At 47.6% G+C, this 18,138-nt stretch carries 14 protein-coding genes, 2 tRNA genes, 2 rRNA genes and 1 pseudogene; 18 read left to right on the top strand and 1 reads right to left on the bottom strand.

Annotated features, from left to right (window positions below):
- Nucleotide 1 precedes the first annotated feature (1 nt).
- The 11 genes from AC2T15_RS11800 to glmU all read left to right on the top strand — a co-directional run bounded on the left by AC2T15_RS11800 (nucleotide 2) and on the right by glmU (nucleotide 9,512).
- Entirely contained in the window at nucleotides 2-889 is an 888-nt protein-coding gene (locus AC2T15_RS11800) for a ParB/RepB/Spo0J family partition protein (protein ID WP_486778389.1), read from the top strand.
- A gap of 125 nt (nucleotides 890-1,014) precedes the next feature.
- Nucleotides 1,015-1,413, top strand: coding sequence for a F0F1 ATP synthase subunit I (locus tag AC2T15_RS11795; RefSeq protein ID WP_080995546.1), 399 nt, complete (start codon nucleotides 1,015-1,017; stop codon nucleotides 1,411-1,413).
- A 15-nt stretch (nucleotides 1,414-1,428) separates the two neighbouring features.
- On the top strand, nucleotides 1,429-2,241 hold the full coding sequence (gene atpB, locus AC2T15_RS11790) for a F0F1 ATP synthase subunit A (protein ID WP_053100769.1): 813 nt from the start codon (nucleotides 1,429-1,431) through the stop codon (nucleotides 2,239-2,241).
- A gap of 71 nt (nucleotides 2,242-2,312) precedes the next feature.
- The gene (gene atpE, locus AC2T15_RS11785; protein WP_053100768.1) at nucleotides 2,313-2,552 is read left to right on the top strand and encodes a F0F1 ATP synthase subunit C; all 240 of its coding nucleotides are present in this window, start codon (nucleotides 2,313-2,315) and stop codon (nucleotides 2,550-2,552) included.
- Nucleotides 2,553-2,635: 83 nt separating this feature from the next.
- A complete protein-coding gene (locus AC2T15_RS11780; protein ID WP_053100767.1) occupies nucleotides 2,636-3,106 on the top strand; it encodes a F0F1 ATP synthase subunit B in 471 nt (156 codons plus the stop codon).
- 12 nt (nucleotides 3,107-3,118) lie between these two features.
- Nucleotides 3,119-3,655, top strand: coding sequence for a F0F1 ATP synthase subunit delta (locus AC2T15_RS11775; protein WP_053100766.1), 537 nt, complete (start codon nucleotides 3,119-3,121; stop codon nucleotides 3,653-3,655).
- A gap of 17 nt (nucleotides 3,656-3,672) precedes the next feature.
- Nucleotides 3,673-5,217 (top strand): F0F1 ATP synthase subunit alpha, encoded by a 1,545-nt coding sequence (gene atpA, locus AC2T15_RS11770; protein ID WP_053100765.1) that lies wholly within the window; start codon nucleotides 3,673-3,675, stop codon nucleotides 5,215-5,217.
- A gap of 49 nt (nucleotides 5,218-5,266) precedes the next feature.
- Nucleotides 5,267-6,145: a F0F1 ATP synthase subunit gamma gene (gene atpG, locus AC2T15_RS11765; protein ID WP_053103187.1), complete on the top strand. Its 879-nt coding sequence runs from the start codon at nucleotides 5,267-5,269 to the stop codon at nucleotides 6,143-6,145.
- A 30-nt stretch (nucleotides 6,146-6,175) separates the two neighbouring features.
- On the top strand, nucleotides 6,176-7,552 hold the full coding sequence (atpD, locus tag AC2T15_RS11760; protein WP_053100763.1) for a F0F1 ATP synthase subunit beta: 1,377 nt from the start codon (nucleotides 6,176-6,178) through the stop codon (nucleotides 7,550-7,552).
- A gap of 79 nt (nucleotides 7,553-7,631) precedes the next feature.
- On the top strand, nucleotides 7,632-8,057 hold the full coding sequence (locus AC2T15_RS11755; protein WP_486778388.1) for a F0F1 ATP synthase subunit epsilon: 426 nt from the start codon (nucleotides 7,632-7,634) through the stop codon (nucleotides 8,055-8,057).
- A gap of 93 nt (nucleotides 8,058-8,150) precedes the next feature.
- Nucleotides 8,151-9,512 (top strand): bifunctional UDP-N-acetylglucosamine diphosphorylase/glucosamine-1-phosphate N-acetyltransferase GlmU, encoded by a 1,362-nt coding sequence (gene glmU, locus AC2T15_RS11750; RefSeq protein WP_486778387.1) that lies wholly within the window; start codon nucleotides 8,151-8,153, stop codon nucleotides 9,510-9,512.
- Between the two features lie 50 nt (nucleotides 9,513-9,562).
- Here the strand turns inward: glmU and AC2T15_RS11745 are convergent.
- Nucleotides 9,563-9,966: pseudogene (locus AC2T15_RS11745) on the bottom strand (NINE protein).
- Between the two features lie 109 nt (nucleotides 9,967-10,075).
- Here AC2T15_RS11745 and AC2T15_RS11740 point away from each other — a divergent pair.
- From AC2T15_RS11740 to AC2T15_RS11710, 7 genes are all read left to right on the top strand, one after another.
- Nucleotides 10,076-10,852, top strand: coding sequence for an N-acetylmuramoyl-L-alanine amidase (locus tag AC2T15_RS11740; protein WP_486778386.1), 777 nt, complete (start codon nucleotides 10,076-10,078; stop codon nucleotides 10,850-10,852).
- Between the two features lie 3 nt (nucleotides 10,853-10,855).
- Nucleotides 10,856-12,082 carry a nucleoside recognition domain-containing protein gene (locus tag AC2T15_RS11735; RefSeq protein ID WP_053100758.1) on the top strand — a complete coding sequence of 409 codons (1,227 nt, stop codon included), beginning with the start codon at nucleotides 10,856-10,858 and terminating at the stop codon, nucleotides 12,080-12,082.
- On the top strand, nucleotides 12,082-12,489 hold the full coding sequence (locus AC2T15_RS11730) for a PA0061/PA0062 family lipoprotein (RefSeq protein WP_486778385.1): 408 nt from the start codon (nucleotides 12,082-12,084) through the stop codon (nucleotides 12,487-12,489). Before AC2T15_RS11735 ends, AC2T15_RS11730 begins: the two co-directional genes overlap by 1 nt.
- A 424-nt stretch (nucleotides 12,490-12,913) precedes the next feature.
- Nucleotides 12,914-14,459 (top strand): 16S ribosomal RNA (locus AC2T15_RS11725).
- Nucleotides 14,460-14,548: 89 nt separating this feature from the next.
- A tRNA-Ile gene (locus tag AC2T15_RS11720) sits at nucleotides 14,549-14,625 on the top strand.
- Between the two features lie 162 nt (nucleotides 14,626-14,787).
- Nucleotides 14,788-14,863: transfer RNA gene (locus AC2T15_RS11715), tRNA-Ala, on the top strand.
- Nucleotides 14,864-15,128: 265 nt separating this feature from the next.
- Nucleotides 15,129-18,020: ribosomal RNA gene (locus AC2T15_RS11710) — 23S ribosomal RNA — on the top strand.
- The 16S and 23S rRNA genes sit together here with 2 tRNA genes alongside, the layout of an rRNA operon.
- Nucleotides 18,021-18,138: the final 118 nt, after the last annotated feature.

Here is an 18,138-nt window from a genome sequence, read left to right as displayed (position 1 = left end):
CATGGCAGTGAAGAAACGTGGGTTGGGACGCGGTTTAGGCGCCTTACTTGGAGATGCCAAAGTATCCCTTGAGCAAGCCAAAGAGCCCGTCACAGAAGCAGCTGCAGCTAGTCAGTTAGGTTTGCGTGAGTTGTCGGTTGAGTTAATTCAGCGCGGCAAATACCAGCCCCGCCAGGATATGGATCCTGCCGCGCTAGAAGAGTTGGCTGCTTCGATTAAGCAGCAAGGCGTAGTCCAGCCGATTATTGTGCGAGCGATTGGTCAAGAGCGCTATGAAATTGTCGCTGGGGAAAGACGCTGGCGCGCCGCTCAGCAAGCTGGGTTGGTCGAAATTCCAGCGATTATTCGCGAAATGCCCGATGAGGCAGCGATTGCTGTGGCGCTGATTGAAAATATTCAGCGTGAAGACCTTAATCCCATAGAAGAAGCTTTAGCGTTACAGCGTTTACAAAAGGAGTTTGAGTTAACCCAGCAAGAAGTGGCGGAAGTAGTTGGTAAGTCACGCTCTATGGTGGCTAATTTGCTGCGTTTGGTCAGTTTACCTGAAGAAATCAAAACCTTTGTCGGGCATGGCGATTTAGAGATGGGACATGCGCGAGCGTTATTAGGGTTACCCCTTGAGCAACAGGTAGAGGCTGCGCAGCAGGTAGTCGCTAAAGGAATGACGGTGCGTCAAACCGAGGCCTTAGTTAAGCAATTACAACAACCTAAGCCGGTACCAGTGCCGACTAAAGCTGATCCAGATATTAAGCGCTTAGAGCAGAGGTTAGCTGAAAAACTGGGAGCTGGCGTCAAGATCAAGCACGGACAAAAGGGCAAAGGACAGCTGGTAATTAGTTATAGTTCCGTTGATGAGCTGCAAGGTGTGTTGCAGCACTTTGCTAAATAGCGATGGATTCATTGAAAAAAAAGCGTTTCTAGTTGAATGCTTAGCGCGGGCACCCTATACTTTGCGCGCGTTTAGTCGGTAGTAGGACAAAATCTACTGCAGAAACAAGCTAGGAAAGGGAAAATATGCGACAAAATCAATCAACACCTTTCCGAAAACAGGTATTCCTGAGGGCGCTCTTAATTCAAGTGCTCGCTTGTTGTATACTAGGCGCCATTTTGTGGGGTGTGATTGATTTTAAAGCAGCATATTCGGCCTTATTAGGCGGATTAGCTGCAGTTATACCTAACGCGTACTTTACCTATAAAGCCTTTCGTTATTTTGGCGCGCGTTCGGTAAATGCTGTCATCCAGTCATTTTGGGCGGGTGAGGCAGGTAAAATGGTTTTAACGGCAGTGCTCTTTGCAGTGCTGTTTATTGGAGTAAAACCTTTGAATATCGGAATGGTATTCGTGGGTTATATTTTGGTGCAGATAACTTCCGCATCAGTACTTCTATTGACTAAAAGCTTTCTAAAGCGTTGAGCGTTTGAGGCGTTTATGGCACAGACCCCTGCTGAATATATCCAGCACCACTTACAAAACCTAACCTATGGAAAATTGGACGGTACTTGGCAGTTTGCACAAACTGCTGAAGAAGCCCAAGCCATGGGTTTTTGGGCAATTCACGTAGATACCATGGTTATGTCCATTTTAATGGGCTGTATCTTCCTTTATCTTTTCCGTCGCGTCGCGAAAAAAGCTAATGCTGGTGTTCCAACTGGTTTGCAAAACTTCGTAGAAGTTGCAGTTGAGTTCGTACAAGGCATGGTTCGCGACACCTTCCACGGTCGTAGCGCGCTGATTGCTCCATTGGCATTAACCATTTTTATGTGGATTTTGCTGATGAACAGCTTGAAGTGGATTCCTGTGGATGTGATCCCAGGTCTAGCTGCGTGGATGGGAATTCCTGAGTTCAAATACGTACCTACGGCTGATCCAAACGGTACCTTTGGTATCTCAATTGGCGTCTTCTTCTTAATTCTGTTCTACAGCATCAAGATTAAAGGCGTGGGTGGCTTTGCCAAAGAGCTGTCCTTTACTCCATTTAAACACTGGTCTTTAGTGCCCTTTAACTTATTCCTAGAAATCCTAGGTCTGTTAACTAAGCCATTAAGCCTCGCTTTGCGTCTGTTCGGTAACATGTACGCAGGTGAAGTAGTGTTTATCCTGATTGCGCTACTGCCGTTTTACGTTCAGTGGGCGCTATATGGGCCTTGGGCGATCTTCCATATTCTGGTCGTTCCGCTACAAGCCTTTATCTTCATGGTGCTGACGATCGTTTACTTGAGCGCAGCCCACGAAGACCATTGACGCGAAAGCGAGCGTTAATTCTATAAACCTTTGACTTAAACCTTAAACCTTAAAAAACCCTAGGAGTTACTATGGAAATTGTAATCATCGCTGCCGCCATTATCATTGGTCTGGGCGCACTAGCTACAGGTATCGGCTTTGCTCTGTTAGGTGGCAAACTGCTCGAGTCTACAGCGCGTCAGCCAGAATTGGCACCTCAGCTACAAACCAAAACCTTCATCATGGCGGGTCTACTTGACGCGGTTCCAATGATCGGTGTTGGTATTGCAATGTACCTGATCTTCGTTGTTGCACCAGGTATGGCTGGCTGATCTAACTGGTTTCACTAAACGGCAGGCGAGCCTGCCGTTTGGGCGTTGCCCCTGTGAATAATCAAATAGCATGAGGTTGATCAGTGAATATTAATATGACGCTAGTCGGTCAGTTGATTGCCTTCGCTATTTTTGTCTGGTTTTGCATGAAGTTCGTATGGCCACCAATTACTGGAGCCATGGATGCACGTCAGAAAAAAATTGCTGAAGGTTTAGATGCTGCAGGCCGCGCAGAGCAGGATTTAAAACTTGCTCAAGAAAAAGCCTCACAAACATTACGTGAGAGCAAGCAGACCGCTGCAGAAATTCTAGAAAAAGCAAATAAGACTGCTAACGAAATCGTAGAAGAAGCTAAACAACAAGCCCGCGCCGAAGGCGAGCGCTTGATTGCCAGTGCTAAAACTGAGATTGAACTAGAAGTTAGTCGCGTCAAAGAAGAACTCCGTAGCCAGGTTTCAGCGCTAGCTGTAACGGGTGCAGAGAAGATTCTAGAATCAAGCATTGATTCTAAGGCGCATAACAAGTTGGTCGAACAATTGGCCGCACAACTTTAAGAGAGGCAAGCGATGCTGAATACCAATACGCTTGCTCGGCCTTACGCGAAAGCAGCTTATGAATATGCCTCCACAGCGAGTCAAGCTGATGAGTGGGCTGCCATGTTGGCACTGACTGCTACGGCAGTGGAAGAGCCAGCGGTTATCCAGCAGCTTGGCAATCCTGAGTTAACGCGTGATGGCAAAGTTGAGCTCTTAGCACAATTGTGTGAAGGCAATACAAGCGGTGAGTTTGTTAATTTCCTTCATGTACTTGGCGAAAACGACCGTCTGGCTTTGTTGCCAGCAGTGTACGAAAACTATGCTCAGCTTAAAGCTGAAGCTGATCGTTCATTAAATGTCGAAGTGCAGTCGGCTTTCGAGTTAAGCGCAGAGCAACTCCAAACATTGGCTGCCGCCTTATCCAAGCGGCTTGATCGTACCGTCACCCCGAAGGCGACTGTAAACCCAGAGTTAATTGGTGGTTTATACATTCGCGCCGGTGACTTGGTTATTGACGGCTCGGTCCGCGGCAAACTTGAAAAGTTAGCCGAAGCGTTGAAATCCTGATTTGAGGGACATGGCACATGCAGCAACTGAATCCTTCTGAGATTAGTGAAATTATCAAGCAGCGTATTGCTAAGCTTGATGTTTCCGCTCAAGCCCGTAATGAGGGCACCATCGTCAGCTTGTCTGACGGTATCGTACGTATCCACGGCTTAGCCGATGTGATGTACGGTGAAATGATTGAATTCCCTGGTGGTATCTACGGTATGGCACTGAACCTGGAGCGTGACTCCGTTGGTGCGGTTATTTTAGGTAGCTACTTAGGTTTAACCGAAGGCATGAGTGCGAAATGCACTGGCCGCATTCTTGAAGTTCCGGTAGGTCCTGAGCTTTTAGGTCGTGTGGTCGATGCTCTAGGTAACCCGATTGACGGTAAAGGTCCAATCGACGCTAAAGAAACCGATGCAATTGAAAAAGTTGCTCCTGGTGTTATTTGGCGTAAATCCGTAGACGAGCCAGTACAAACTGGTTATAAGTCTGTGGACGCGATGATTCCAGTCGGCCGTGGTCAGCGTGAGTTGATCATTGGTGACCGTCAGATTGGTAAAACAGCATTAGCAATTGACGCTATCATCAACCAGAAAGATAGCGGCATTAAGTGTGTATACGTAGCTATTGGTCAGAAGCAATCCACCATTGCTAACGTTGTACGTAAATTAGAAGAAACAGGCGCCTTAGCTAACACCATCGTGGTGGCCGCGAGTGCTTCTGAATCTGCCGCTCTGCAGTACTTATCAGCTTATTCTGGTTGTACGATGGGTGAATACTTCCGTGACCGCGGTGAAGATGCGTTAATCGTATACGATGACCTGTCTAAGCAAGCGGTTGCTTACCGTCAAATTTCCCTGTTGCTCCGTCGTCCACCAGGACGTGAAGCTTACCCAGGTGACGTATTCTACTTACACAGCCGCTTACTTGAGCGTGCAGCACGTGTATCTGAAGAATACGTTGAGCAGTTCACTAAGGGTGAAGTGAAAGGTAAAACCGGTTCTTTAACTGCGTTACCGATCATTGAAACTCAGGCAGGTGACGTTTCTGCTTTCGTACCGACCAACGTAATTTCTATTACTGATGGTCAGATCTTCCTTGAGTCATCTATGTTTAACGCCGGTATTCGTCCAGCGGTTAACGCGGGTATTTCGGTATCGCGGGTAGGTGGTGCAGCTCAAACTAAGATCATTAAAAAGCTTTCAGGTGGTATTCGTACCGCTCTGGCGCAGTACCGTGAATTGGCCGCTTTCGCCCAGTTTGCTTCTGACTTAGACGAAGCAACCCGTAAGCAGTTAGAGCATGGTGAGCGTGTTACTGAGCTGATGAAGCAAAAACAATACGCACCAATGTCTATCGCTGAAATGTCAGTATCTCTCTACGCTGCAGAGCGTGGTTTCTTAACTGACGTTGAAGTTAACAAAGTGGGTGCTTTTGAGGCAGCCTTGTTAGCCTTCTTCAAACGTGATTACGCTGATTTAATGGCGAAAATCAATGAGAAGGGTGACTTTAATAACGATATCGATGCCGCGATTAAAGAAGGTATCGAGAAGTTCAAGGCCACTCAGAGCTGGTAAGCCGCAGCGGGAGCATTGTGTTCCCGCTTGCTAACCTGAAGGGTGTCAAATGGCAGGCGCAAAAGAGATTCGCAGCAAGATTGCGAGCATCAAAAGTACGCAAAAGATCACCAGCGCCATGGAGAAAGTGGCGGTCAGTAAAATGCGCAAAGCACAACAGCGCATGGCAGCAGGCCGTCCTTATGCAGAACATATTCGCGCAGTTATTGGCCACTTAGCCGATGCAAATAGCGAGTATAAGCATGCATTCATGGTTGACCGTCCAGTGAAACGCGTAGGATATATCCTCGTTTCAACTGATCGTGGTCTCTGCGGTGGCCTGAACTTTAACCTGTTCAAGGCCTTAATTAATAACATGAAGGACTGGCAAGCCGACAACGTTGAAGCAGAGTTCTGCGTCATCGGGAAAAAAGGCGCTAGCTTCTTCCGTAGTTATGGCGGCAACGTTGTTGCAAGCGTGAGTGACTTAGGTGAAGCTCCAGCATTAAGTGACTTAATCGGTAGTATTAAGATCATGCTGGATGGTTTTGCAGAAGGTCGTCTTGATCGCGTGTATTTAGTTTCTAACAAGTTCGTCAACACCATGACGCAAAAACCAGCCGTTGAGCAATTAGTGCCACTGGCGGTTAATGCGGCAGATGACGAAGGCGTAGAAACACCTCGCTTGGGTTCATGGGATTATCTATATGAGCCTAACGCACAGCAATTACTTGATGATTTGATTGTGCGTTATGTTGAGTCCCAGGTGTACCAAGCAGTGGTTGAGAACAGTGCTTGTGAACAAGCTGCGCGTATGATTGCGATGAAAAACGCAACCGACAACGCCGGCGAACTTATTGATAACCTTCAGTTGGTTTACAACAAAGCTCGTCAAGCAGCCATTACGCAAGAAATTTCAGAAATCGTCGGCGGCGCTGCCGCGGTTTAAGAACGGTTCAAATATTCAGAGGAACCAGATATGAGTAGCGGACGTATCGTTCAAATCATCGGCGCCGTTATCGACGTGGAATTCCCACGCGAGCAGGTACCGAACATTTATGACGCACTGAACGTTCAGGGCGTTGAAACGACTTTAGAAGTTCAGCAGCAACTTGGCGATGGTATCGTACGTACTATTGCGATGGGCTCGACTGAAGGTCTAAAGCGTGGTTTAGATGTAGTAAACACAGGTGCTCCAATTACTGTACCAGTGGGTGTTAAAACCCTGGGCCGTATTATGGACGTACTGGGCAACCCAATTGACGAAGCCGGTCCAATCGGTGAAGAAGAGCGCTGGGCGATTCACCGCGAAGCACCTTCTTACGCTGACCAAGCAGGCGGCAATGAAATCCTAGAAACAGGTATTAAGGTAATTGACCTTGTTTGCCCGTTTGCTAAGGGTGGTAAAGTAGGTCTGTTCGGTGGTGCCGGTGTTGGTAAAACCGTAAACATGATGGAGCTGATCCGTAACATCGCGATCGAGCACAGTGGTTACTCCGTATTCGCCGGTGTTGGTGAGCGTACACGTGAAGGTAACGACTTCTATCACGAGATGAACGACTCTAACGTTCTGGACAAAGTAGCACTGGTTTACGGTCAGATGAACGAACCACCAGGTAACCGTTTACGCGTAGCGTTAACCGGTTTGACCATGGCGGAAAAGTTCCGTGACGAAGGCCGTGACGTACTGTTATTCGTGGATAACATCTACCGTTATACCCTAGCGGGTACTGAAGTATCTGCACTGTTAGGCCGTATGCCTTCAGCAGTAGGTTATCAGCCAACGCTAGCGGAAGAGATGGGTGTACTGCAAGAGCGTATTACTTCTACCAAGACTGGTTCTATTACCTCGATTCAAGCAGTTTACGTACCAGCGGATGACTTAACTGACCCATCCCCAGCCACTACTTTCGCCCACTTGGATGCGACGGTTGTACTGTCCCGTGACATTGCTTCTTTAGGTATTTACCCAGCAATTGACCCACTGGATTCTTCTTCACGTCAGCTAGACCCAATGGTTATCGGCCAAGAGCACTACGACTGTGCCCGTGGCGTACAATATGTATTGCAGCGCTATACTGAGCTGAAAGACATTATTGCGATCCTGGGTATGGACGAATTATCTGAAGAAGATAAGCAGTTAGTATCTCGTGCTCGTAAAATCCAGCGCTTCCTGTCTCAGCCATTCTTCGTTGCTGAAGTATTCACCGGTGCGCCAGGTAAGTACGTGTCGCTGAAAGAAACCATCCGTGGTTTCCAAGGCATTCTAAATGGTGACTATGATGATCTACCAGAACAAGCGTTCTACATGGTAGGTACTATCGACGAAGCCATTGAGAAAGCAAACAAACTCTAACTTGCACGCGCCTAGCGCAATGCAAAGGATAGGCAGATGTGTTTAGCATCTGCCTGATCCACAAACTGAGGCGATTGATATGGCCATGACAGTCCACTGCAATATTGTCAGCGCAGAAAAAGAGCTGTTCTCTGGTTTGGTTGAAATGGTCGTTGCCCATGGTCACATGGGTGATTTAGGTGTTTTACCTGGCCACACGCCGCTGCTTTCCACCATTAAACCGGGCCCAGTCCGTGTGATAAAAGAAGGTGGCGAGCAAGAGATGTTCTATCTCTCTGGTGGTTTTATCGAAGTTCAGCCGAACATGGTAACTGTATTAGCAGATACTGCGATTCGTGCGTCTGACCTTGATGAAGCTGCTGCTTTAGCAGCCAAAGAAGAAGCACAGCGTGCGATTGCAAATGCAAGCGCTGACTTTGACTACACCGCTGCTGCGGTACGCTTAGCAGAAGCTGCTGCACAATTACGTACCATCCACGAGCTACGCAAAAAAGTAGGTCGTTAATTGGGTATAGCTTCATCTGTAGTATGAAAAAGGGTAGCCTAGGCTACCCTTTTTTATTGGGTTTATTTTTGATTAGTGTCGAAGGAATTTTATATGTCACTTGATATTGTGGTGCTGGCTGCGGGACAAGGTACTCGTATGCGTTCGTCTTTACCTAAGGTGCTGCATCCGGTTGCCGGGCGCAGCATGCTTGGGCATGTTATCCATACTGCCGAGCAACTTAAGCCCAACAGTATTCAGGTGGTGATTGGGCATGGTGCGGAACAAGTACGTGAACTGATCCAAGGTGAAAACCTGAGTTTTGTGCAGCAAGCCCAACAATTAGGTACAGGCCACGCAGTTGCCCAAGCTATTCCAGCACTGACGGCCGATAACACATTAATTTTGTATGGTGATGTCCCTTTAATCACTGCCGCAACCTTAGAGCGTTTGTTAGCTAAAGTGAGTTCTGAGCAGCTAGGTTTATTAACCGTTAAGCTTGATGATCCTACGGGTTATGGACGTATTGTGCGCAATAGCCAAGGTGAGGTTCAGGCTATTGTTGAGCACAAAGATGCAACTGAGCAGCAACGAACTATTTGTGAGGGGAATACCGGTATTTTGGCGGTACCAACCGCGCAGTTAATTGAGTGGTTAGGGCGTTTATCCAATGACAATGCCCAAGGCGAGTATTACTTGACCGATATTATTGCGATGGCGGTAGCAGATGGCGTCACAGTAGCCACAGAAATTGCAGCTGATCCACTGGAGGTACAGGGGGCGAATGACCGTATCCAGTTAGCTGAACTTGAGCGTCATTATCAATACCGCGCTGCGCGTGAGCTAATGGCTCAGGGCGTTACTTTACGTGACCCACAGCGCTTTGATCTGCGCGGTGAAGTGCGTGTTGGGCGTGATGTGCTGATTGATATTAATGTCATTCTAGAAGGTCGAGTGGTAATCGAAGATAACGTACACATCGGTCCTAACTGTATGATTAAAGACAGCGTATTACGTGCCGGTGCGATCATTAAAGCTAATAGTGTGCTTGAGGGAGCGGAGGTGGGAACCGAAGCTGACTGTGGTCCCTTTGCCCGTTTACGTCAAGGGGCTGTTTTGGCAGCAAAAGCCCATGTAGGTAACTTTGTTGAGCTCAAAAACACCTATTTAGGTGAAGGTGCAAAAGCTGGACACCTTACTTATTTAGGTGACAGCGAAGTAGGAGCGCGGACCAATATTGGCGCTGGAACTATTACTTGTAACTACGATGGTGCTAATAAGTTTAAGACGGTGATGGGTGAAGATGTCTTTATTGGCTCCAATAGCTCACTGGTTGCTCCCTTAGAGATTGGCGCAGGGGCGACTACCGGCGCCGGTTCTACTGTGAGTAAAAATGTTCCTGCAGGGGCTTTAATTGTCGAGCGTGCCGATCAGCGGATTCGTGAAAACTGGCCACGTCCAACGAAGAACAAGTAGCCAAATACAACCCAGTCAGTACTGAACACTGGCTGGGTTATTTACTGCTATTAATCAAAGCGTAAGCGGTTCTTTTCTGAGATCTGAGTATTTAGGGTCCAGAAATCATATAAAATCCCTAATAAAAATAAGCCGCCAGTGCATAGATACAAAATCCCGGTAATCCATTTGTGCTGATAAAAGCGATGCAAACCAAATACCCCTAAAAAGGTCAGTAACAACCAAGCAACATTGTAGTCAAAGCGTCCAGAGGTAAAACGCGACTCGGCTTCACGATTCATTGCGGGTATTAACAATAAGTCAATAATCCAGCCAATCCTAATAAACCTAAGGTGAAAAACCATAGGGTTCCAGTAATGGGTTTACCGTAATAAAAGCGGTGGGCGCCTAGAAAGCCAAAAATCCACAGGGCGTAACCAATAATAGGGCTATGGGTAGGATGTACGTACGTCATAAAAATTAACCTTATTTATTTGCTAGGTATGAATCTGTAGCGAGAAGTCTGATATTTTACCTAGGACAATTTAATCGTAAGTCAGTTGAGTCTGGATTAGAGGGCGAAAATGCAGAAATACTTAATAATTTTTAGTTTTTTATTGTTAAGCGCCTGTTCGGGCTTAAACATTGATCGAAGTTATCAGGCCAAAGGGCAGGATAGTCGAGTGCAGTACATCGTTTTGCACTATACCGCGACTGATTTTGATCGCTCACTGTATTTACTAATTCAAGAGCAAGTGAGTAGTCATTATTTAATTGATGATCGGACGGCTAAAATTTATCAGTTAGTTGATGAAAATCGTCGGGCGTGGCATGCCGGGGTGAGTGCTTGGCAAGGTAAAACCTTTTTAAATGCTAATTCAATTGGGATTGAAATGGTGAATAAGGGCTTTACGGAAGATGCCGCAGGTAACAAGACTTGGTACTCATGGAATGATCAGCAAATTGATCAGTTAATTGTATTACTTAAAGATATTATGCAGCGCCATCAGCTAGGTAAAGACAGCATCATTGCCCATAGCGACATAGCGCCTTTACGTAAATTTGATCCCGGTCCTTTATTTCCTTGGAAGCGTTTAGCCGATGAGGGTTTAATCAGCTGGCCAGATACGCAGCAAGTAAATGCGCTCATTCCTAGGTTTTATCAACAGCCCAGCGCACTTTGGTTTCAGCAGCAGCTAGCTAAAGTAGGCTATCAGGTTGAGCAGCATGGTGAGTGGGATCAAGAGACACATCAAGTACTTGCGGCATTTCAAATGAAATATCGTCCACAAAACTTTGATGGTCAGCCAGATGCGCAGACGGCAGCACTGCTTTATGTACTGAATCAGCACAAAGGCTAACTCATGTTAAATGGATTGTGGTTAAGTTTTTTTCTGGTTGCTGCGGTAGCTGGTTTAGTACGTTGGCTAGGTGGTGAGCCCGAGGTGTGGGCCGCCATGGTTGAAAGCTTATTTAGTATGGCCAAACTGTCAGTCGATGTAATGATTTTATTGTTTGGCACCCTGACCTTGTGGCTTGGATTGCTTAAAATTGCCGAAAAAGCGGGTTTAGTTGAATTACTGGCGAAGTTATTAGGCCCTTTATTTGCCCGCTTGATGCCCGAGGTTCCCAAAGGACATCCCGCGCTTGGGTTAATTACGTTAAACTTTGCTGCCAATGGTCTTGGTTTAGATAATGCCGCAACCCCGATTGGCTTAAAGGCGATGCGTGCTTTGCAAGAGCTTAACCCCTCAAAAACCACTGCCAGTAACGCACAAATTTTATTTTTAGTCCTAAATGCCTCCTCTTTGACCTTGTTGCCGGTCTCAATTTTTATGTATCGCGCGCAACAGGGGGCTGCAGATCCAACGCTAGTTTTTCTGCCTATCTTGTTAGCAACCAGCGCCTCTTCACTAGTGGGTTTATTATCAGTTGCTTTTATGCAGCGTTTGCGGGTCTGGGATCCAGTAGTGCTTGCCTACTTTATTCCTGCTGCACTAGGGTTAGGGGGCTTTATTGCCATCTTATCTGGATTGAGCGCGGTAGCTTTGGCCAGCTTGTCATCGCTCTTAGGAAACCTCACGCTATTTGGCATTATTCTCAGTTTTTTAATTTTAGGGGCGATTAAACGCCTGCCAGTTTACGAAGCTTTTATAGAAGGGGCGAAAGAGGGTTTTGATGTTGCTAAAAATCTTTTGCCTTACTTATTAGCTATGCTCTGTGCTGTTGGTGTGCTGCGAGCATCAGGCGCTTTAGAGTTTGGTTTAGAAGGTATTCGTTGGTTAGTTGAATGGTTTAATTGGGATAGTCGCTTTGTTGACGCACTCCCTACTGCGCTAGTGAAGCCCTTTTCTGGCAGTGCTGCTAGGGCGATGCTGATTGAAACCATGCAAGCTCAGGGAGTGGATAGTTTTGCTGCATTAGCGGCAGCCACTATTCAAGGTAGTACTGAAACTACGTTTTATGTGTTGGCTGTCTATTTTGGCGCAGTGGGCATTCAACGGGCACGCCATGCTGTAGGGTGCGCACTTTTAGCTGAGCTGGCTGGTGTGATTGCTGCAATTAGTGTCTGCTATTGGTTTTTTACCTAATGAAAAAAATATCTATACTTGGTTGGTTATGCAGTGTGCTGGCGCTTAATGCCTGTGCTGAGCCAGTACCTGCACATGTTCCTCAGTTGGCGTGGATTGATGTGGTCTCTGCACCAGGGGTGCGAGTTGCTGCTATGCGCTTGAATAATCAGATCTTACGCGATGCCCGCTATTTCCAAGTAGCGCCTGGTGCCCAACGCTTAACAGTACGTATTAGTTATGATCGTGGTGGCCAAGGCATGGACTCACAACGGCGTTGTGATGCGGTACTGGAGTATGATGGCTTTATGGCAGGAGAGCGCTATCAAATTAAAGCCCGGGCTAATGGATGGTTTGTCAGTGCTTGGTTAGAGGATGCGGCAGGACAGCGCCTTAAAAACTTCAATAAAGCCGAGTGTGGTAAATAATTTAAACTATTTTCACTTTAGGGCTTTACAAGGGAAATAATTGCTGTAATATACGCCACCTGTCGACGGGGCATCGCTTCAGCGGCAGGTGGTAAAGAGTTGTTTTGATTAGGTTTCTTCTGAGTTTCGGTTGAAAAAGAATTTAAAATAACGCTTGACACAGTTCGGGTTTAGCGTAGAATGCGCGGCCTTGGTTGAGATTGCTGAGTTGCTTGGGTGGCTCGATTAGATCTCCCAAATCGTTCTTTAACATAGTTAATCAAGCAATTCGTGTGGGTGCTTGTGATGAATGACTGATAGTCGCCAAGATTATCAGCAACACAAGTTACTCTGTGAATTCATAGAGTTATTTTTGTCTTTTTTATAAAAGATATTTGCGATTGCTGAGCCAAGTTTAGGGTTTTCTCAAAACTCGATCAGAATATAACTGAAGAGTTTGATCATGGCTCAGATTGAACGCTGGCGGCAGGCCTAACACATGCAAGTCGAGCGGTAACAGAGAGAAGCTTGCTTCTCTGCTGACGAGCGGCGGACGGGTGAGTAAAGCCTAGGAATCTGCCTAGTAGTGGGGGATAACTTGCCGAAAGGTAAGCTAATACCGCGTACGTCCTACGGGAGAAAGCAGGGGACTCTTCGGAGCCTTGCGCTATTAGATGAGCCTAGGTCAGATTAGCTAGTTGGTGAGGTAAAGGCTCACCAAGGCGACGATCTGTAACTGGTCTGAGAGGATGATCAGTCACACTGGAACTGAGACACGGTCCAGACTCCTACGGGAGGCAGCAGTGGGGAATATTGGACAATGGGGGAAACCCTGATCCAGCCATGCCGCGTGTGTGAAGAAGGTCTTCGGATTGTAAAGCACTTTAAGTTGGGAGGAAGAGCTTACGGTTAATACCCGCTAAGTTTTGACGTTACCAACAGAATAAGCACCGGCTAACTTCGTGCCAGCAGCCGCGGTAATACGAAGGGTGCAAGCGTTAATCGGAATTACTGGGCGTAAAGCGCGCGTAGGTGGTTTGTTAAGTTGGAAGTGAAAGCCCCGGGCTCAACCTGGGAATTGCTTTCAAAACTAGCAGGCTAGAGTACAGTAGAGGGTAGTGGAATTTCCTGTGTAGCGGTGAAATGCGTAGATATAGGAAGGAACATCAGTGGCGAAGGCGACTACCTGGACTGATACTGACACTGAGGTGCGAAAGCGTGGGGAGCAAACAGGATTAGATACCCTGGTAGTCCACGCCGTAAACGATGTCAACTAGTTGTTGGGTTCCTTGAGAACTTAGTAACGCAGCTAACGCATTAAGTTGACCGCCTGGGGAGTACGGCCGCAAGGTTAAAACTCAAATGAATTGACGGGGGCCCGCACAAGCGGTGGAGCATGTGGTTTAATTCGAAGCAACGCGAAGAACCTTACCTGGCCTTGACATGTAGCGAACTTTCTAGAGATAGATCGGTGCCTTCGGGAACGCTAACACAGGTGCTGCATGGCTGTCGTCAGCTCGTGTCGTGAGATGTTGGGTTAAGTCCCGTAACGAGCGCAACCCTTGTCCTTAGTTACCAGCACGTTATGGTGGGCACTCTAAGGAGACTGCCGGTGACAAACCGGAGGAAGGTGGGGATGACGTCAAGTCATCATGGCCCTTACGGCCAGGGCTACACACGTGCTACAATGGTCGGTACAACGGGTTGCCAAGCCGCGAGGTGGAGCTAATCTCATAAAACCGATCGTAGTCCGGATCGCAGTCTGCAACTCGACTGCGTGAAGTCGGAATCGCTAGTAATCGCGGATCAGAATGCCGCGGTGAATACGTTCCCGGGCCTTGTACACACCGCCCGTCACACCATGGGAGTGGGTTGCACCAGAAGTAGCTAGTCTAACTTTCGAGAGGACGGTTACCACGGTGTGATTCATGACTGGGGTGAAGTCGTAACAAGGTAGCCGTAGGGGAACCTGCGGCTGGATCACCTCCTTAATCGAAGACATCAGCGTCTTCATGAGCATCCACACGAATTGCTTGATTTGTATATGTAATGCGATTGGGTCTACACCCAAGTGATAATTGGGTCTGTAGCTCAGTTGGTTAGAGCGCACCCCTGATAAGGGTGAGGTCGGCAGTTCAACTCTGCCCAGACCCACCAATTTTGCGTAAATCGTCGTTATTTTACTGCTTGCTTAGTTTACTAAGCGGCGCACTAAAATGCCTTGCTTTACACAAAATTCAGTGTTCTAAGTACTTGTTAATAAGTGCTTAAATACTGTCAGTTATCAGATGGGGTAACGGTTCTTCAATACGTTGTATTGGGGCCATAGCTCAGCTGGGAGAGCGCCTGCCTTGCACGCAGGAGGTCTGCGGTTCGATCCCGCATGGCTCCACCAATACATTACATGTAACTGTGACGAGAGATCAGAAATGAGTATTTCTTTGCTTGATTGAAATATTGATTTCTGATTTTTTAATCAGAACTGTTCTTTAAAAATTTAGGTATGTGATAGAAGTAAAAAAGACTAATTCATTACTTTCACTGGTAATGATTAGGCTAAGGTAAAATTTGCGAGTTCAAGCGAATTTTCGGCGAAAGTATCAAACCATTCACGACTGACTTTGAATAATCGCTGTGAAGCAGATTGTTTGGGGTTATATGGTCAAGTGAATAAGCGCATACGGCGGATGCCTTGGCAGTCAGAGGCGATGAAAGACGTGATAGCCTGCGATAAGCTTCGGGGAGGTGGCAAATAACCTTTGATCCGGAGATCTCTGAATGGGGAAACCCACCTAACATAAGTTAGGTATCTTGTACTGAATACATAGGTGCAAGAGGCGAACCCGGGGAACTGAAACATCTAAGTACCCGGAGGAAAAGAAATCAATTGAGATTCCCTTAGTAGTGGCGAGCGAACGGGGACCAGCCCTTAAGCTTCTTTAACGTTAGTAAAACACGGTGGGAAACGTGACCATAGTAGGTGATAGTCCTGTATACGAAAACGTTATAGAAGTGAAATCGAGTAGGACGGAGCACGAGAAACTTTGTCTGAATATGGGGGGACCATCCTCCAAGGCTAAATACTACTGACTGACCGATAGTGAACCAGTACCGTGAGGGAAAGGCGAAAAGAACCCCGGAGAGGGGAGTGAAATAGAACCTGAAACCGTATGCGTACAAGCAGTAGGAGCAGACTTTGTTCTGTGACTGCGTACCTTTTGTATAATGGGTCAGCGACTTATATTCAGTGGCAAGCTTAACCGAATAGGGAAGGCGTAGCGAAAGCGAGTCTTAATAGGGCGAATAGTCGCTGGGTATAGACCCGAAACCGGACGATCTATCCATGGGCAGGTTGAAGGTTGGGTAACACTAACTGGAGGACCGAACCCACTAATGTTGAAAAATTAGGGGATGACCTGTGGATCGGAGTGAAAGGCTAATCAAGTCCGGAGATAGCTGGTTCTCCTCGAAAGCTATTTAGGTAGCGCCTCATGTATCACTGCTGGGGGTAGAGCACTGTTTCGGCTAGGGGGTCATCTCGACTTACCAACCCGATGCAAACTCCGAATACCAGCAAGTGCGAGCATGGGAGACACACGGCGGGTGCTAACGTCCGTCGTGGAAAGGGAAACAACCCAGACCGTCAGCTAAGGTCCCAAAGTTATGGTTAAGTGGGAAACGATGTGGGAAGGCTTAGACAGCTAGGAGGTTGGCTTAGAAGCAGCCACCCTTTAAAGAAAGCGTAATAGCTCACTAGTCGAGTCGGCCTGCGCGGAAGATGTAACGGGGCTCAAACCATACACCGAAGCTACGGGTGCACTCTTTTGAGTGTGCGGTAGAGGAGCGTTCTGTAAGCCTGTGAAGGTGAGTTGAGAAGCTTGCTGGAGGTATCAGAAGTGCGAATGCTGACATGAGTAACGATAATGGGAGTGAAAAACTTCCACGCCGAAAGACCAAGGTTTCCTGCGCCACGTTAATCGACGCAGGGTGAGTCGGCCCCTAAGGTGAGACTGAGAAGTGTAATCGATGGGAAACAGGTTAATATTCCTGTACTTCTAACTATTGCGATGGAGAGACGGAGAAGGCTAGGCCAGCGCGGCGTTGGTTGTCCGTGTTTAAGGCAGTAGGCTGAGATCTTAGGCAAATCCGGGATCTTAAAGCCGAGAGCTGATGACGAGTCCTCTTATGAGGATGAAGTGGTTGATGCCATGCTTCCAAGAAAATCTTCTAAGCTTCAGATAGTTAGGAACCGTACCCCAAACCGACACAGGTGGTCGGGTAGAGAATACCAAGGCGCTTGAGAGAACTCGGGTGAAGGAACTAGGCAAAATGGCACCGTAACTTCGGGAGAAGGTGCGCCGGCTAGGGTGAAGGACTTGCTCCGTAAGCTCTGGCTGGTCGAAGATACCAGGCCGCTGCGACTGTTTATTAAAAACACAGGACTCTGCAAACACGAAAGTGGACGTATAGGGTCTGACGCCTGCCCGGTGCCGGAAGGTTAATTGATGGGGTTAGCGCAAGCGAAGCTCTTGATCGAAGCCCCGGTAAACGGCGGCCGTAACTATAACGGTCCTAAGGTAGCGAAATTCCTTGTCGGGTAAGTTCCGACCTGCACGAATGGCGTAACGATGGCGGCGCTGTCTCCACCCGAGACTCAGTGAAATTGAAATCGCTGTGAAGATGCAGTGTATCCGCGGCAAGACGGAAAGACCCCGTGAACCTTTACTATAGCTTTGCACTGGACTTTGAAGTTGTTTGTGTAGGATAGGTGGGAGGCTTTGAAACTGTGACGCCAGTTGCAGTGGAGCCATCCTTGAAATACCACCCTGGCAACTTTGAGGTTCTAACTCAGGTCCGTAAGCCGGATCGAAGACAGTGTATGGTGGGTAGTTTGACTGGGGCGGTCTCCTCCTAAAGAGTAACGGAGGAGTACGAAGGTGCGCTCGGGCCGGTCGGAAATCGGTCTAAGAGTATAAAGGCAAAAGCGCGCTTAACTGCGAGACCAACAAGTCGAGCAGGTACGAAAGTAGGTCTTAGTGATCCGGTGGTTCTGTATGGAAGGGCCATCGCTCAACGGATAAAAGGTACTCCGGGGATAACAGGCTGATACCGCCCAAGAGTTCATATCGACGGCGGTGTTTGGCACCTCGATGTCGGCTCATCACATCCTGGGGCTGAAGCCGGTCCCAAGGGTATGGCTGTTCGCCATTTAAAGTGGTACGCGAGCTGGGTTTAGAACGTCGTGAGACAGTTCGGTCCCTATCTGCCGTGGACGTTTGAGATTTGAGAGGGGCTGCTCCTAGTACGAGAGGACCGGAGTGGACGAACCTCTGGTGTTCCGGTTGTCACGCCAGTGGCATTGCCGGGTAGCTATGTTCGGAAACGATAACCGCTGAAAGCATCTAAGCGGGAAGCGTGCCTCAAGATGAGATCTCACTGGGATCTTGAATCCCCTAAAGGGCCGTCGAAGACTACGACGTTGATAGGTTGGGTGTGTAAGCGCTGTGAGGCGTTGAGCTAACCAATACTAATTGCCCGTGAGGCTTGACCATATAACACCCAAACAATTTGGGTTTGGTTGATACCAAAACAACGAAAATTTAGTTGAACTCAAAACACCGAATCAACTACTATTACATACCTAATTCGAAGGCACGACTAAGCCGAGGC

It is taken from the genome of Thiopseudomonas sp. SA1F2-1K (genome assembly GCF_057443035.1).
The sequence above is the reverse complement of the archived record's forward strand: the minus strand, read 5'-3'. Positions and strand labels throughout refer to the sequence as shown.

Coding starts and splice junctions, on each gene's coding strand:
- AC2T15_RS11735 (WP_053100758.1), top strand. CDS start 10,856: ATGTTAAATGGATTGTGGTTAAGTTTTTTTCTGGTTGCTGCGGTAGCT.
- AC2T15_RS11800 (WP_486778389.1), top strand. CDS start 2: ATGGCAGTGAAGAAACGTGGGTTGGGACGCGGTTTAGGCGCCTTACTT.
- atpE (WP_053100768.1), top strand. CDS start 2,313: ATGGAAATTGTAATCATCGCTGCCGCCATTATCATTGGTCTGGGCGCA.
- glmU (WP_486778387.1), top strand. CDS start 8,151: ATGTCACTTGATATTGTGGTGCTGGCTGCGGGACAAGGTACTCGTATG.
- atpD (WP_053100763.1), top strand. CDS start 6,176: ATGAGTAGCGGACGTATCGTTCAAATCATCGGCGCCGTTATCGACGTG.
- atpG (WP_053103187.1), top strand. CDS start 5,267: ATGGCAGGCGCAAAAGAGATTCGCAGCAAGATTGCGAGCATCAAAAGT.
- AC2T15_RS11775 (WP_053100766.1), top strand. CDS start 3,119: ATGCTGAATACCAATACGCTTGCTCGGCCTTACGCGAAAGCAGCTTAT.
- AC2T15_RS11740 (WP_486778386.1), top strand. CDS start 10,076: ATGCAGAAATACTTAATAATTTTTAGTTTTTTATTGTTAAGCGCCTGT.
- AC2T15_RS11755 (WP_486778388.1), top strand. CDS start 7,632: ATGGCCATGACAGTCCACTGCAATATTGTCAGCGCAGAAAAAGAGCTG.
- AC2T15_RS11730 (WP_486778385.1), top strand. CDS start 12,082: ATGAAAAAAATATCTATACTTGGTTGGTTATGCAGTGTGCTGGCGCTT.
- AC2T15_RS11795 (WP_080995546.1), top strand. CDS start 1,015: ATGCGACAAAATCAATCAACACCTTTCCGAAAACAGGTATTCCTGAGG.
- atpB (WP_053100769.1), top strand. CDS start 1,429: ATGGCACAGACCCCTGCTGAATATATCCAGCACCACTTACAAAACCTA.
- atpA (WP_053100765.1), top strand. CDS start 3,673: ATGCAGCAACTGAATCCTTCTGAGATTAGTGAAATTATCAAGCAGCGT.